The organism is uncultured Phocaeicola sp., from assembly GCF_948499155.1.
GTDB lineage: Bacteria > Bacteroidota > Bacteroidia > Bacteroidales > Bacteroidaceae > Phocaeicola > Phocaeicola faecalis.
The window spans coordinates 119800-135082 of the sequence record NZ_CAOOSE010000002.1 but is presented as its reverse complement, the minus strand read 5'-3'; the positions used below and the strand labels follow the sequence as shown (position 1 = coordinate 135082).

The window sequence follows — 15283 nt, the reverse complement described above, 5'->3', positions numbered from 1 at the left end:
AGGAGTTATTTCTTAGCGCCACGATTATTATTATTCTTCTTCATTCCTTGCCTTTTACCCATTTCCTTTTTCATTTTATCACCGGTTCTTTTTTCCATATTATACATTTTCTGTATTTGTTTCGGTGATAGGAATTTACGGAATTCATTGTAATACTTCTCACGAATGTCCAGCATCTTACGGCTTTGGGCAAAACGAGCCTTTATTGCCTGGTCTACTTCTGCATCCGTAAGTTCAGAACGGGAAGTACGCGGATTCATATTGCGGGTAGCACGCATTTCCTCCATATATTTGGTGTATACAGGTTTAAACTTAGCGGTCTCCGCATCATCCAATGCCAGTGCATTTATAATGTGATTACATTGCATTTCCTGCAACTGTTCTTGGCTGAACTGCTTTCTCTCCGTCTTTCCTTCTTTCTTACCCTGTGCAAAAATTGCCACTTGACTACCCATAAAGAGGGCTACCAACACCATAAAAAACTTTTTTGTCTTCATAATCTGTTACTTTTTAAATAAATAATTAATTCATAAATATATCATACTCTGATAATTCCACCCATTCCTCCAACTCATCATCCGGCATTTCGGCGATAAAATTATCCATTGCATCCGAATATGAGCAATCAATATCGGTCGCAACAAGTAAAGGGTTGGAAGATACTTGTCCCGCTTCCGGATTCGCAGCCGGGAAGAAAACCAATCCTAACACCATCGCTGCCGCCGCCAGTGTAGCCGCAATCACCAACTTCATCCGAGGTTGTTTTTTACGGCTCTCCACTTTTATACGTGTCGACACCTGTGTCTGCATCCGGTCAAAGAAACCATCCGGTGTGCGATAAGGCATCTGCTTTCCAATGTTTTTAAAATCAAATTCTTTCTCCATCCTGTCCTTAATTATTAGTCATATATTCTTTTATTTTCTCTTTGGCATAATGATAGTTCACCTTCAACGTTTCTGCCCGCGTATCAGTTATCCGGCTAATTTCCTCATAATCCAGTTCATCATAATAACGCAGGTTGAACACGATACGTTGCTTTTCAGGTAACGAAAGAATGGCTTGTTGAAATTTCACTGCCATTGCATTATCGTAATCCACATAATCGGATGCCATCAATTTATTCATCAATTCCTCTTGCACTTCCTCGGCCGAAACAGCCTGCTCTTTCCGGTTGTTCAAGAAACGGAGGCATTCATTGGTTGCAATCCGATACATCCATGTGCCCAGCGAGCTCTCTTCCCTAAACCGGTCAAGGTGACGAAAGACACGGATAAATACTTCTTGAAGGATATCCTCCGCATCTTCGTGGGCTACCACCAACCGTCGGATGTGCCAATATATAGGCTGTTGGAAATGCTCCATCAGCAATTTGAATCCACGTTCCTTATCAGAAGCGCAAGCTTCTCGGATTTTATCTTCATTTATCATCTGTTTCTTGCAATGTTTATCGGTTAGAACCTTTAAATGTGACGAAGTTAAATGTGTAACGACGGATTTTGCATTAATTAAGTATCCGATGCATATTTCTTCCAAACAATAACAATTGTAGGGAAATCCCTATCGTCAAATAGGGAAAAGAATCCAATTATATCGAATTTCCCTTTCTATCTTTGCCTACACATAAAAACAACAGTATATGAAAAGAGTAAAAGAAACACTAGCTATTTTCTTGTTAAGCCTTGTTCTCGGAAGTTGCGGGAGCTTAATGGACAATAACATATTACTATCCATTCACAAAGGTATGACACAGGAAGAAGTGACTAAACTGCTGGGACGCCCCGATTATCGTCGGTTCGACGAACAAGGAGAGCAATGGGAATACAGGAAGGGAGAAGGACTAGGACACTATGGAACCACCATCCTGATTGATTTCAAGAACAGCCTGGTTAGCAATTTGGATTCTTTTGAGAGTGTCCCCACTCCTCCTGCGGTGGCAGTATGTCCTCCCGCTCAAGTGGAATCGACAATTGCTCCGCCTCGTCCGCCGCATCACGATGGATACCGCCCTGGTTATCCCCAAATAATGGGTGACAATGATTTCCAACAATTATACAATAAGGTAAAGCAGAAACCTTTCAAAGACGACCAATTGGATATATTGTCATTGGCTGCCGAGCGCCGCTGGTTCAGCTGCCGACAGTGTGTGAGACTTATGTCTATCTATACCTTTGACGATGACAAATTGAAAGTGCTGAAAATATTGGCAACCCGCATTGTAGACAGAGAGAATTATGATGAGATTATCAACTCACTTGACTTTCTATCCAGTGAAAACAAAGCCAAAGAAATGCTTGGCATTTCAAAAAGACGATAGTCATTTTTTTCATCCGTATATAATAAAAAAGTCCTGCCATAATCTACTTAAAACAAATAGTAGCTATGGCAGGCATTCTTCAGAAAAGGCAAAGGGAATATGCCCTATCATCAAAGATTACTTTATGCCCTGATAATACGGATTGGGTTGGGTAGGAACAGGCGCATTTGTATCATCAATCCACTTCATAAGCTTGTTATAAAGTTCTTCTTTTTTTTGAGGATTGAGTTCTGCCATATTCCTTGTCTCTCCTAAATCTTCTTTCAGGTTATACAATTCCATTGACTTGTCCTCGTAATTATAAATCAATTTCCAATCACCCGAACGAATACTCGAATAAGGTCGGGCTCTGAAGTCCTTACCGCCATTGAGATACGATTCCAGATATGCCGGAAAATGCCAAAATAAATCCCGCTCCGTCTCCTCATTTTCCACAACTTCAAAGATATCTTTTCCATCCAGATTTCCCGATGTCTCTCCCTTGGCAAGGTGGACAAAAGTAGGATAAAAATCTACTCCGATGACCGGAACAGAAGTGCGTGTGCCGGCCGGTATCTTTCCGGGCCATCTGATAATCAAAGGAACACGCGAGCCCCCCTCGTATGGCATCCCCTTTCCGCCATGAAGCGGATAATTATCAGTCACCGGTTCGGAACCGCCATTGTCGGAATAGAATATAATAATGGTATTCTCTTCTATTCCCATCTCTTGAATGGCACGACATATTTTTCCTACTCCATCATCCAGTTTTTCAATCATCGCAGCATATACAGGATTAGTATGGTACTTTCCTACAGGTTTGTTCTTGTATTTATCAACAACCGCTGCAGGAGCCTGCAAAGCCGTATGGACCGCATGGTGAGAGAGGTGAAGAAAGAACGGACCTTCTTTGTGGGATTTTATAAAAGAAACAGCCTCATCCGTCAAACGGTCGGTAAGGTATTCTCCCGGTGTTCCTTCCTCCAATCCCAAATGGCACTTTTTTTTATCGGGCAGACAATAAGGATAAAAATAAGAATAAGGTGATCCGGCACGGTTTCCTCCTACATTCCAAATAAATCCTTGAGAAAGAGGCCCTGTCCCGTCTGCATCATCTCCCAAATGCCACTTACCGATATGACCACATCGGTATCCCTGTTGCCGGAGTGCTTCGGCCATTGTCACAAAATCGGCACGTACATCATCTGTATTGGCGATTGGGACCAATTTTCTCAGCCTACGGTCGCCTCGGTCGGGAGGACTAACGGTATATACACCGTGACGGGGTGTGTACATGCCTGTCATCATACAGGCCCGGCTAGGTGCAGAGTTTGCCGCAGCAGCATAGGCGTTATCGAAAAGCAATCCTTCCGCGGCCAAGCGGTCTATATTCGGAGTTTCATAATAGTCACTTCCCATCACTCCCAAATCAGTCCAGCCCAAATCATCTGCAAGAATGAACACGATATTAGGTTGGGTTCCCTTTACACTTTCTGCCGCAAGGAGTTGCTGCATTCCTACTGTACATAAGAGAGTGGCACTAAACCACATTTTCCGGTTTCCCATTTTTACTTCTGTTTTTAAAGAAAAGAGGCCACCTCTTACTAATTGCTTAGTTGAGCCGGCCTCCCATCTGCTTGTTTTTTATATACTATTCAAATTACCAGCCCGGATTCTGTTCCAGAGCAGGATTCAATAATATTTCGGTAGTCGGCACCTGATATAAGTAGTATTTTTCCAACCAGCCTTTTCCTTCTTTCAGAGGGTCATTGAAAAGATAAAGATAGCCTTCGGACATTGTACCTGATGTACCATCAGAATAACCCGTTTCAGGATTATACAATGTCATACTGTTATCCATCGCAACCTTTTTACTTATCCAGATTCCGGTTGCCGGTCTGTTCAAGAACCAGGGAGCCATACGCCAACGGCGAATATCGTAGAATCCGAATCCTTCACCCATCAGCTCAATGATACGCTCGCGACGAATTTCCCACAATACAGGATCAACCAAGATACCGGTATCATTATTCTTAGGATAGTACTTACCACGATTGGGGTCAAAGTTTGCATCAATTTCGGCAACTACCATTTTGGCAACCTCTGCACGTTCGCGCAATTTGTTTATTGTCTTGTCGGCTACGCCCTGATCAAAATTTCCGAGTTCAAATTTGGCCTCAGCCTCATTCAACAACACTTCTTCAATCTTGAAAATAGGTTTGTCTGCCGTATTCAAACTACCATTATTAAAGTTGGTTTCCCAGTTATCCCAGTTCTTCCAAACATAATAACCGGAACGGCAAGTAACAAAAGCTCCCGTACCCAGTCTGGGAATTTCGGGAACCAAGGATGCACTCCAGTTCTGTCCCGGCAAACGCTTCATGCCAATACCCGGATTGCTGCAACTGGTATTTGCTCCCATGATATCAATATACTCACGGTCGGCCTCATTGTCGGTATACGACCAAGTACGGTAAGTACCTTCACCAGCTTTCACTTTATAAGGAGGCATGATGGTGTGATACATACGTGGGTCGCGGTCACGGAAAGTGGCATACATATCTTTATCTCCATGATACTCGGATTCTGCATTTAAGATAGGTTTACCGTTCTTCATCAGATATAAATCTACCGTTTTTTGATTCATCTCTACATAATGTGAAGACGTATGTTCGATATAAGAAGTACCTATCGGATTTATATCAGTCACATATTCTTTATATAAAATAATGCCGGGAACGGTACTTAAGTCCTCCGTAGTCCACATTTCACCATATCCTGCCGCCGGCTGTCCGTCTGTTCCGGTATAAAGAGTAGGATAAGCGCTCATCAACAGCTCCGAAGCGCGGACGCATTCTTGCAGGTACTTCTCATAATCTCCCAGTTCATGATATTTCCTCCATGTACCTTCGCGCAAGCCAAAACGTGAAATAGCCGCCAATATACAATCCTTGTTTATGGTGTTCTTTCCATCTTCCGAGGTAAAATTGCCTATATTTTCTTCAGCCCATTTCAAACGTTCCAACACATTGTCTGCCACCGTTTTTCTGTCAATACGCGGGCCGTAAGCTTCAGGCGAATTTTCTTGCAGCACCTGGTCTACCCAAGGCACAGCACCAAAGCGGTCTATCAACTCCATATACCAGAAGGAATGAAAGAAGTAACCTACCGCACGCCAATGGTTTTTCTGTGCTTCAGTCATACTGGAATCATCGATATGGGAAAGCATGATATTAATCCGTCGAATAAATGAACTGAAATTCCAACCATTGCCCGATGCTACGCTGGCAACAGTCTGGTAAGCGAAATCATTATACCCGCTTTCGTATTTCTGTTCAAAATAACCGGCATCCATATCACCTCTATAGGGACCGTTTTGTGCCCATCCGTTCAAAGAAGTACGGATGGTATTATTCGTAAACATTTCATAGCAAGGCCACATAAAAGCCTTGAAGTTATCGTAGGAATTAAATGCGTTTTCTTCTGTCAAGTCCGTAACAGGAGATTTTTCCAGAAAGCTATCATTACAACCGGAGAGGCTGATTCCTGCGATGATAGCCAAACTTATAAATAGTTTCTTCATATACTCGTACTAATTTTAGGTTTATAATGTAACATTAAGCCCGAAAGATACGGTACGGAATGCCGGATAGTTCCATGACAATGTTTCCGGGTCAATACCTTTCGGCAATGATGAGAATGTAGCCAGATTTTCAATGCTGACAAAGGCCTTCAACTGTGACAAAGATGCTTTTGCTATCCATGCTTTCGGGAAAGTATAGGACAATGTAACATTCTTGATACGGAAATAGGAAGCATCTGACAAATATTTATCTGATTGACGGTAGTTAGAGCCTTGATTACCATAGTTACCATAAATGCGCGGGAACTCGGCATTAGGATTAGCAGCCGTATAATCTCCGTTCGCAGCATCTACCGGTTTCCAATAATTACTCAAGTCTTTGTACAAAGCGATAAACTTGAAGTCTGAATACAAGGGGAACTTCAGGTTATTAGCAATCCATGTGTCACGTTTGCCTGTACCCTGCATAAATACATTCAAATCAAATCCTTTAAAATTTGCTCCCAGTGTAATACCATAAAGATAACGCGGCGTATTATTACCAATCACTTTGCGGTCACCCGGATTACTAACCGTATTATCACCACTAGAAATCATATTGGTTCCACGGTCGTCATCCATCAGATTCTTAAACTTCACGTCGCCCGGACGAGGATTATAACCATCAATACTAGGTACACCATCTTTCAACTTCCATGAGGATGTATCGGTAAAATCATCTACTGTATAGAAACCATCGTATTCATATCCCCAAATTTCTCCTAAATCTTTTCCTTCATAATAGTTCCAGAAAGTAGAGCCATTGCTCAAAGTACTGGTTAATATGCCGGATTCATTAGAATTATACTTCACAATTTTTGATTGACTGTCTGACAGGTTGAAACCTACACGGTAACCCACCTTTCCGATTTGGTCACGCCAATTCATGCTCAATTCCCAACCACGTGTACGCATATCTGCTGTATTCTGATAAGGAGCGCTCGCACCCACTACAGCCGGCAACTGCATACCCGGAGCCAACATTCCGTTTGTATTACGTTGATACCAGTCGAATGTACCGGTGAAACGATTACTGAACATAGAAAAATCAAGACCTATATCAAAAGTACCCACCTTTTCCCAAGTAAAATTACTACTTACCAAAGAAGGAAGAGAAGTTATAGCTGTCACATAATTACCACCAGACAACCATCCATTGTATTTATTATTCACTGTCATGGTAGGAATGAAGGAATAAGCCGGCACATTCTGATTACCAATCATACCATAAGAAGCACGCAACTTCAATGAGCCCAACCAGTTTTGTGTAGGTTCCATAAACTTTTCCTGAGCAATATTCCAACCCACAGAAACTGATGGGAAGAAGCCATAACGAGAATCTTTGGGGAATTTGGAAGAACCGTCATAACGTCCGTTCACTTCCAATAAATATCGGTCCAGATAATTGTAGTTCACACGGAAGAAGCCGCCACGTACCGAATACTCATTGTAGCTATCAGTAGCCTTCAGCGTAGAAGTACCCGAACCCAACGAAGGAACTTCAATTACCGCTTGTCCGTATGAATAAGCTTCCATCGTCTCTCGATAACTTGACTCCTGGTTAAAACCACCCATCACCTTAAACTTATGGTCACCTAAATTAAAATCATAAGTGGCATATAAGTTTATTGAATTATAATCGGTATATCTTTTTGTCTTTTGTAAATAGTCGTTTGTCGGAGTAGTGTCTTTACCTCCCTGAACAGTGGTATAAGCTACACTTCCCGTGTACCAATTATAATCATATATTTTCTTATCAAAGGTATATTCAAATGCCACTTCAAGTCCTTTAAGCGGTTTCAATATGGACTTTAAGAAGATACGAGGGTTGTCATTCAATGTCTTTGAGGGGTTGGACCAACGTATCTGGTTGGCAGGAGTAAAGAAAGGCAAGCCTTCTGCCTCATCCGAAATTCCGGCCGGCATATTTCCTTCAGGATAGAAAGAAGCCAGACGGGTAGAATAGATAGCACCCAAGGCTGAGCTTGGCAATGTTTTTTTGCTATGGGCATAACTAAGAGTAGCTTCCTGAGTAAACCATTTCGTGATATTGGCTGAGATAAATCCGCTTACATTCATTCGTCTATACTGGTCTTTGTCCGTAATCAACACACCGTTATTGTCAATATAACCTGCAGAAAGACGAAAACGAAGTTTCTCCGTACCACCGGTCATCGATATATTATGACTCTGCTGGAAACTGGTTTCAAGCATATTCTTTGTCAAATCCTTTTCATTCATATAATATACGGCACCATCTGCATCTTTAAAAATACCATCACCTACCGTAGGAATGGAAGAAGGATTGTTGCGATATTGTTCCAGATAGCCCATCCATTTGCTTACACTCGGCGAGCCCATTGTCCAGAACTGGTCACCGGCAGCATCCTGATACGCTTGCAAATACTCCATCAGGGGTGCCTGTTCGGGCAGATTCATAGCTGAAGCAAACGCAAAGTTATTATTATAATTAAGTTGGAAAGTGGTTTCCCCTTTCGGACGTTTGGTTGTTACCAAAATTACACCACCGGCTGCACGTGCACCATATATGGCTCCCGAAGCGGCATCCTTCAATACGGTAATGGTTTCAATATCCTCAGGATTAACCATATCCAGGTCGCCTTCTACATTATCAATCAAAACCAAAGGGGTGATGGTATTACCATACGAACCATCGCTATTTTTCACACCTACTGAATAAGCACCACGAATTTGGAAAGATTTGCCTTGACCGGGGGCATTTCCGCTGCTAGAAACAAGCAGACCGGGAACGGTACCTTGTAACGCATCGGCAGCTTGTGTCAACGGACGGCTTCCCATCACTTCGTCCATCTTTACAGAAGCGACAGCACCGGTCAGATTAGCTTTTTTCTGAGAGCCATAACCGACAACCACCACTTCATCCAATGTCTCCGTGTCTTCATGAAGAACAATCTGAGCCGTTTTGGAATCACTGATTGTCACCACTTGCGGTTTATAACCGATATAAGTGATTTGTACTTTCACCGGTAATTGCGACACCTCCAAAGAGAATTTTCCGTCAAGGTCTGTAATACAACCATTGGTTGTGTTTACCACCACAACAGAAGCTCCGATAATCGGTTCCTGAGCGGCATCTACAACAATTCCGGAAACAGTAGTCTGTTTAGCCTGTTGTGGTTTATAAACAGAAATACGTTCTCCTTCTACTTCATAACGTATATTCTTACCGGCAAATAAAATCTCCAGGACTTCCTTGACACTTTTGTTCTTCACATCGATGGAAACCTTCTGATTCGTATTGACATCATTGTTACGAATCAAAAAAGAATAACCCGTTTGTCTTTCAATTTCATTGAATACTTGATTCAAGGATACAGAACGATGTTGCATGGAAAATCTTGCCTCTTGAATAGGCAATGCAGCAAAAGCGACATTTCCCCATAAAAGGAATGAAGCTGCCCATGCCAGAGGGACCCAATGCCCCCTGCGAGTCTTGCAAAAAGTTTTTTTCATACTTAGAATTATTAGTTAACAACAATATTTAAGGTGTACCTATAGGTACGGTTTTACATACTATCTATCAGCAATAACCACGGTTTTCCCCTTCCTTCTCCAGACAAATTTATTATCTACATCCAGATAAGAAAGAACCTCATCCAAAGTCAGGTCTGCATCTATACTACCGGAAAAATATTCCGTATTCATCTTTTGGGATTGGATTAGAATCTGAACATCATATTTTTTTCCGACAGTTTTCAAGATATGATATAAGGTTTCGTTTACAAAGACAAGACGTCCTGTTTTCCACATCACTTGAGAACCGGCATCTACACCCCTTACAGACAAGATATTTTTTGCCTTGTCATACACAGCTTGTTCATTGGGCAAGAGGTAAAACTTATCAGTCTCATCCGAAGCCACGGACACCTTGACCCTTCCTTCCAAAAGACTGACTTTTATGTTGGGCTCGTCCAGGTAAGACGATACATTAAATTTGGTGCCAAGTACCTTGATATTCAAATCCGCCGCATGAACGATAAAGGGCTTTTCCGCATCTTTTGCCACTTCAAAGTACGCTTCCCCATTCAGATAAACCTCACGTTCAGTCTTATTCTGAAATGATGCATCATACTTTATGATTGTACCTCCGTTGAGGTAAACCAATGTGCTGTCCGGCAATATCAGTTTAGATTGCGCACCCTGAGGTATTTCTATTTGGCAGTAGGAAACAGGCGGGGCAACCACTTCTGCCGAATGATTATTCAAATAAATGAAACTAATGCTAAAGCCAATCAGTAATGTGACCATTGCAGCAAAGCTACCAACTCTCATCCTTCTAAATAAAGTACGCTGTGGAGAGGAACGAAGACCTAACTTTTCACGCAAAGATTCAAGGTTCTGCTCCTTCCTCCGTTCAAACCAAGGCACAGAAGCAATGGCATAAGCACGTGACATTTCACGATACTTCTCCCGGCAGGAAGCATCTGTATGTAATAATTCGGTCATCTTCTGCATATCTTCAGGCGTTATATCCCCTTTCAGATAATCCAGCATCAAGCCATCAAACTCATGTATTGAATTGCTCATTCTGTTGGTTTTGTATTACTAACTATTAATAATACACGCGCCACCTTAAAAGCATTTAATAAAATACGGACTTTTTTTTATTATCTATTTAAAAAAGAAAAAATAAGAGAATTCCGACCCGTGAACCCAACTTCTCCTTCAGCTTGTCCATCGCATTTTTAATATGTACGCGCACAGTGTTGACAGAGATTCCATTCTTTTCAGCAATCTCCTGCGGAGTAAGTTCAGAATAAAGATATTGTTCAAAAATAGTTTTGCACTTATCGGGAAGGGAAGTAATTACAGCTTGTACCTGACGCTCCAAGTCGGCCTGTTCCATTTCTTTTAAAGGACTACATTCACTCATGCAATATTCTTCCTGATATTCAAGTAACGTTTCACGATATTCATCCACCACGCGCTCACGGCTATGGAGTGAACGCAAATAATTCAAACATCCGTTTTGCACACTGCGCACTAAATAAGAATGAATAGGAAATAATAAATCACCACGTTTATACCACAATTTCATAAAGACTTCATTCACTATATCCTGAGCCTCCTGAGAATTGAAGATATAAGAATTAGCACAAGCACATAAATAAACGAAATAGTCATTATAAAGACGCTCGAAAGCCTTTACATCGCCTTTATTTATTCTGTCAATTACTGCTTGATTTATCATTTTCCGTTCTTCGTTTTCTATCACGAAGCACAAATATACAGCTTTTTTAATGACTTTTAATCATATACGGTGATTATTTTACGAAAAGAAGAAGTGCAATGAACAGCATTTGCAAGAAATTGGAAATTAATGAAAAGAAAGAAATTGGAAATCAAAAACAAAAGATTACATTTGCATATAAACCAAGGCTTAAACACCATGAAAGAAATCAAACTGGAAATCAATATCGAAGCACGTAATTATGACGAATTAACGGAAGAAGACCGTAAATTGGTGGATGCAGCGTGCGAAGCAACACAAAGGAGTTATGCACCTTATTCGCATTTTTCGGTAGGAGCCGCCGCCCTGCTGGAAAACGGCGTTGTGGTAACGGGAACCAATCAGGAAAATGCGGCCTATCCTTCCGGACTATGTGCCGAACGCACTACTCTATTTTATGCCAATTCCCAATACCCCGACCAAGCGGTAAAAGTGCTTGCCATTGCCGCACGTACCGAACATGACTTCCTTGACACTCCTATTCCTCCTTGCGGTGCCTGCCGGCAAGTGTTACTGGAAACTGAAAAGCGGTTTGGATACCCAATGCGCATCTTACTTTACAGCAAATCAGACATTTATATCATGAAAGGGGTAAGTGCTTTGTTGCCTTTGTCCTTCGACGGAGATTATTTAACAACGGATTAGATACCTGTCCGCCAATATATTTTTTTGTATTAGCATTTTTCATAAAAGACATGCGTACGCATAAGCCTGTGCGGACGTATGGGCTCTGCTGTATGCTGTCCAACCGGACAGATACAAAAAAGTTTTTTATCCGCCGTAAAGAGAATGAATAATCCTTTCATCATTCTTGAAAAAAAGAAAGATTCTTTCCGAGTGTCGACTCTTTTTTGTATGTTTGCGAGAACAAAACCAAAATGAATTCAATAATCTAAAAAGAAAACCATGAAAGTCAAGAAAATAACTACATCTGTTAATGATGCACAAGCTGTGCCCCAAGTGCTGGACAATGAAGGCGTATCATTTCAAAAGATAGATACTGTAAATTGGAAAGAATATCCTTATCACCCTGAAGCTGCTTTTCGCATTGCGCATACGGCTGATTCCATTTTAATACATTATAAAGTGACCGAAGGCAGTGTTCGTGCCAAATATGGCGAAGATAACGGAGCGGTCTGGACTGATTCATGCATGGAGTTTTTTTCTATTCCTGCAGACGATGGTGTGTATTACAATATGGAGTGTAGCTGTATCGGTACATTTCTGGTTGGGGCAGGAGCAGGGCGGAATAATCGGGAACATGCACCGCGTGAAGTGATGGAAAAAGTGTCCCGTTGGTCGAGCTTGGGCCGTACACCTTTTGAAGAACGGATAGGGGAATGTACGTGGGAAGTGGCTTTGGTCATTCCTTATGCCGTATTCTTTAAGCACCGGATTACTTCATTGGACGGACATACGGTGAAGGCTAACTTTTACAAATGCGGTGATGAATTGCAAACTCCACATTTCTTGTCGTGGAACCCCATTAATATAGAAAAACCGGATTTCCACAGACCCGATTTCTTTGGTTCCTTGGAATTTGAGTAAAAACGTGAATTATTTGAAAAAGAATACATACTGCCGGATAAAATCAGTATGTTTGCGAGTAACAATTTAAAATGAGAAAATTATGACAGCAATTATCGTGATTGTACTAGTCGTTATCTTGGTGGCCTGGTTGGTTTCCATGTATAATTCATTGGTTAAAATGCGTAATAACCGCGAGAATGCGTTTGCAGACATCGATGTTCAGCTAAAGCAGCGCCATGACTTGGTCCCTCAGTTGGTGGAAACTGTAAAAGGATATGCGGCTCACGAAAAAGATACGTTGGAACGGGTTATCAATGCTCGCAACGGGGCTATCGGTGCCAAAACCATTGATGAGAAAATTGTAGCAGAGAATGCCTTGTCTTCTGCTTTGAGTGGATTGAAAATAACATTGGAAGCCTATCCGGACCTGAAAGCAAACCAAAACTTTCTTCAGTTGCAGGAAGAAATAGCCGATTTGGAAAATAAGCTTTCTTCCGTGCGCCGTTATTTTAATTCTGCTACAAAAGAATATAATAATGCAGTAGAGACATTCCCTTCCAATATTTTGGCAGGTATGTTCGGTTTCCGTAAAGAAGTGATGTTTGACTTGGGAGAGCAACGCGCTACTTTGGAGGAAGCTCCTAAAATTAAATTTTAAGGACGATGCAATATGTTGGCATACACACACAGCAGAGCAGGAATAACCTTCGTTCGCTGCTTCTGCTCTGTTTGTTTCCCTGCCTGGTAGTGGGGCTTTTGTTTGTGTTTTGTTATTTGCTGGTTTATTTGACACAAGGTGATGCCCCCCATTATTATCAGGTGAGTGTCACCGACCGGTCAATGGCTTTATTTATAGAAATGGCTCCTTATGTATTGGGAGGCGTATTCATTTGGTTTCTGATAGCCTACTTTGCCAATACTTCCATCATCAATGCTGCTACGGGCGCTCGTCCTTTGGAGCGGAAAGAAAATAAACGTGTTTATAATCTGGTGGAAAATCTTTGTATGAGTCAGGGGATGCTGATGCCTAAAATCAACATTATAAATGATGATTCACTGAATGCCTATGCCAGTGGTATAAATAAGAAAAGCTACACCGTAACATTGTCTAAAGGCATCATTGAGAAACTGAATGATGAAGAACTGGAAGCTGTTATCGCCCATGAATTGTCCCATATCCGTAATCATGATGTACGTTTGCTTATCATTTCCATCGTGTTTGTGGGAATTTTCTCGATGTTGGCACAGATAGCATTGCGCTCCGCTTATTATTCTTCTTTTACACGTAAACGTGATGACAAAGGAGGGGCGGCCTTGATTATTCTGTTGACTATGCTGGTTGCGGCTGTCGGATATTTCTTTGCCATATTGATGCGCTTTGCCATTTCGCGCAAACGCGAGTATTTGGCAGATGCAGGTTCGGCGGAGATGACGAAGAATCCTTTGGCTTTGGCAAGTGCTTTGCGTAAGATATCGGCCGATCCTGATATAGAAGCGGTGAAGCGTGAAGATGTGGCCCAGCTCTTTATTCAGCATCCGGGAAAGCAGGCGGAGAGTGCATTGAGTGGGCTGAGCGGACTGTTTGCGACACATCCTCCTATCGAAAAACGAATACAAATATTGGAACAATTCTAAAAGATGAAAACGACGTTTGGATATATTATTCTTATGGTGCTGTGCGGATGCTGTTTCTTTACGGCACAGGCTCAGACGCGTAACCGCCAATACGAAGAATACATTCATAAGTATAAGGATATAGCTATTGAGGAAATGAAACGTTATCGCATCCCTGCCAGTATCACACTGGCACAGGGGCTGTTGGAATCGGGGGCCGGAAAAAGTACTTTATCCCGTAAGTCGAACAATCATTTTGGTATTAAGTGCGGGGGAGATTGGACGGGACGTACGGTGCGTTATGATGATGATGCCCGTAATGAATGTTTCCGTGCTTACAAGCATCCGCGTGAGTCATACGAAGACCATTCCAAATTTTTGAAAGGGCGTTCGCGTTATGCTTCTTTGTTTAAGTTGAAGATAACGGATTATAAAGGTTGGGCGCATGGACTGAAAAAAGCCGGATATGCAACAGATCCCCGCTATGCCTATCGTTTGATTGACATTATCGAATTGTATGATTTGCATAAATTCGATACTCGTGACGGTATCAAGTGGATGAAAGAATTTCCAAACCCACACCAGCCTTATTTGGCAAATGATTTGCTATATATTGTGGTGCGTAGCGGGGATACTTTTAAAAGCCTGTCGAAAGAGTTTGGTATCAGCCAGCGTAAACTTAGAAAGTATAATGACTTGTATAAAGGATATGTATTGAAACCGGGAGATATTATCTATTTGGATAAGAAACACCGTCGTGCCGACAAAGAGCATATTGTCCATGTGGTACGCCGTGGAGACTCCATGTATTCCATCGCACAGAAATATGGAATCCGTCTGAAGAATCTATATAAAATGAATAAAATGAAGCCTGAGGATGCAGCGCCGAAGGTGGGGGAAATATTGCGTCTGCGATGAAACGGAACCGGGAGGATGTCCGTTTGCAGAAGT

At 41.8% G+C, this 15283-nt stretch carries 14 protein-coding genes; 6 read left to right on the top strand and 8 right to left on the bottom strand.

Annotated elements, in window-relative coordinates:
• Positions 1–5: 5 nt before the first annotated feature.
• From QYT14_RS02420 to QYT14_RS02410, 3 genes are read right to left on the bottom strand one after another with little or no spacing between them, the layout of a single operon-like run.
• Positions 6–497: a hypothetical protein gene (locus QYT14_RS02420; RefSeq protein ID WP_288324256.1), complete on the bottom strand. Its 492-nt coding sequence runs from the start codon at positions 495–497 to the stop codon at positions 6–8.
• A 25-nt stretch (positions 498–522) separates the two neighbouring features.
• Positions 523–885 carry a hypothetical protein gene (locus QYT14_RS02415; protein ID WP_288324257.1) on the bottom strand — a complete coding sequence of 121 codons (363 nt, stop codon included), beginning with the start codon at positions 883–885 and terminating at the stop codon, positions 523–525.
• Positions 886–892: 7 nt separating this feature from the next.
• Complete coding sequence (locus QYT14_RS02410) at positions 893–1429, bottom strand: RNA polymerase sigma factor (RefSeq protein WP_288324258.1); 537 nt, start codon at positions 1427–1429, stop codon at positions 893–895.
• Positions 1430–1637: 208 nt separating this feature from the next.
• On the opposite strand from QYT14_RS02410, the gene QYT14_RS02405 reads away from it, so the two are divergent.
• A complete protein-coding gene (locus tag QYT14_RS02405) occupies positions 1638–2315 on the top strand; it encodes a DUF4476 domain-containing protein (protein ID WP_288324259.1) in 678 nt (225 codons plus the stop codon).
• Positions 2316–2432: 117 nt separating this feature from the next.
• Here QYT14_RS02405 and QYT14_RS02400 read toward each other — a convergent pair whose 3' ends face one another.
• The 5 genes from QYT14_RS02400 to QYT14_RS02380 form a co-directional block, all read right to left on the bottom strand.
• Positions 2433–3860 (bottom strand): sulfatase, encoded by a 1428-nt coding sequence (locus QYT14_RS02400; RefSeq protein WP_288324260.1) that lies wholly within the window; start codon positions 3858–3860, stop codon positions 2433–2435.
• 94 nt (positions 3861–3954) lie between these two features.
• Positions 3955–5877 carry a RagB/SusD family nutrient uptake outer membrane protein gene (locus tag QYT14_RS02395; RefSeq protein WP_288324261.1) on the bottom strand — a complete coding sequence of 641 codons (1923 nt, stop codon included), beginning with the start codon at positions 5875–5877 and terminating at the stop codon, positions 3955–3957.
• Positions 5878–5898: 21 nt separating this feature from the next.
• Entirely contained in the window at positions 5899–9411 is a 3513-nt protein-coding gene (locus QYT14_RS02390; protein WP_288324262.1) for a TonB-dependent receptor, read from the bottom strand.
• Positions 9412–9471: 60 nt separating this feature from the next.
• The gene (locus QYT14_RS02385; RefSeq protein WP_288324263.1) at positions 9472–10485 is read right to left on the bottom strand and encodes a FecR family protein; all 1014 of its coding nucleotides are present in this window, start codon (positions 10483–10485) and stop codon (positions 9472–9474) included.
• An 88-nt stretch (positions 10486–10573) separates the two neighbouring features.
• Positions 10574–11149 (bottom strand): RNA polymerase sigma-70 factor, encoded by a 576-nt coding sequence (locus tag QYT14_RS02380; RefSeq protein WP_237038868.1) that lies wholly within the window; start codon positions 11147–11149, stop codon positions 10574–10576.
• 198 nt (positions 11150–11347) lie between these two features.
• Between QYT14_RS02380 and QYT14_RS02375 the strand changes: the two genes are divergently transcribed.
• The 5 genes from QYT14_RS02375 to QYT14_RS02355 all read left to right on the top strand — a co-directional run bounded on the left by QYT14_RS02375 (position 11348) and on the right by QYT14_RS02355 (position 15250).
• Entirely contained in the window at positions 11348–11833 is a 486-nt protein-coding gene (locus QYT14_RS02375; RefSeq protein ID WP_288324264.1) for a cytidine deaminase, read from the top strand.
• 261 nt (positions 11834–12094) lie between these two features.
• Positions 12095–12736, top strand: a complete 642-nt coding sequence (locus QYT14_RS02370; protein WP_237038870.1) for a carbohydrate-binding family 9-like protein — start codon at positions 12095–12097, stop codon at positions 12734–12736.
• 82 nt (positions 12737–12818) lie between these two features.
• Positions 12819–13376, top strand: coding sequence for a LemA family protein (locus QYT14_RS02365; RefSeq protein ID WP_288324265.1), 558 nt, complete (start codon positions 12819–12821; stop codon positions 13374–13376).
• Between the two features lie 5 nt (positions 13377–13381).
• The gene (locus tag QYT14_RS02360) at positions 13382–14353 is read left to right on the top strand and encodes a M48 family metallopeptidase (RefSeq protein ID WP_288324266.1); all 972 of its coding nucleotides are present in this window, start codon (positions 13382–13384) and stop codon (positions 14351–14353) included.
• Positions 14354–14356: 3 nt separating this feature from the next.
• Positions 14357–15250: a glucosaminidase domain-containing protein gene (locus tag QYT14_RS02355; protein ID WP_288324267.1), complete on the top strand. Its 894-nt coding sequence runs from the start codon at positions 14357–14359 to the stop codon at positions 15248–15250.
• Positions 15251–15283 lie beyond the last annotated feature (33 nt).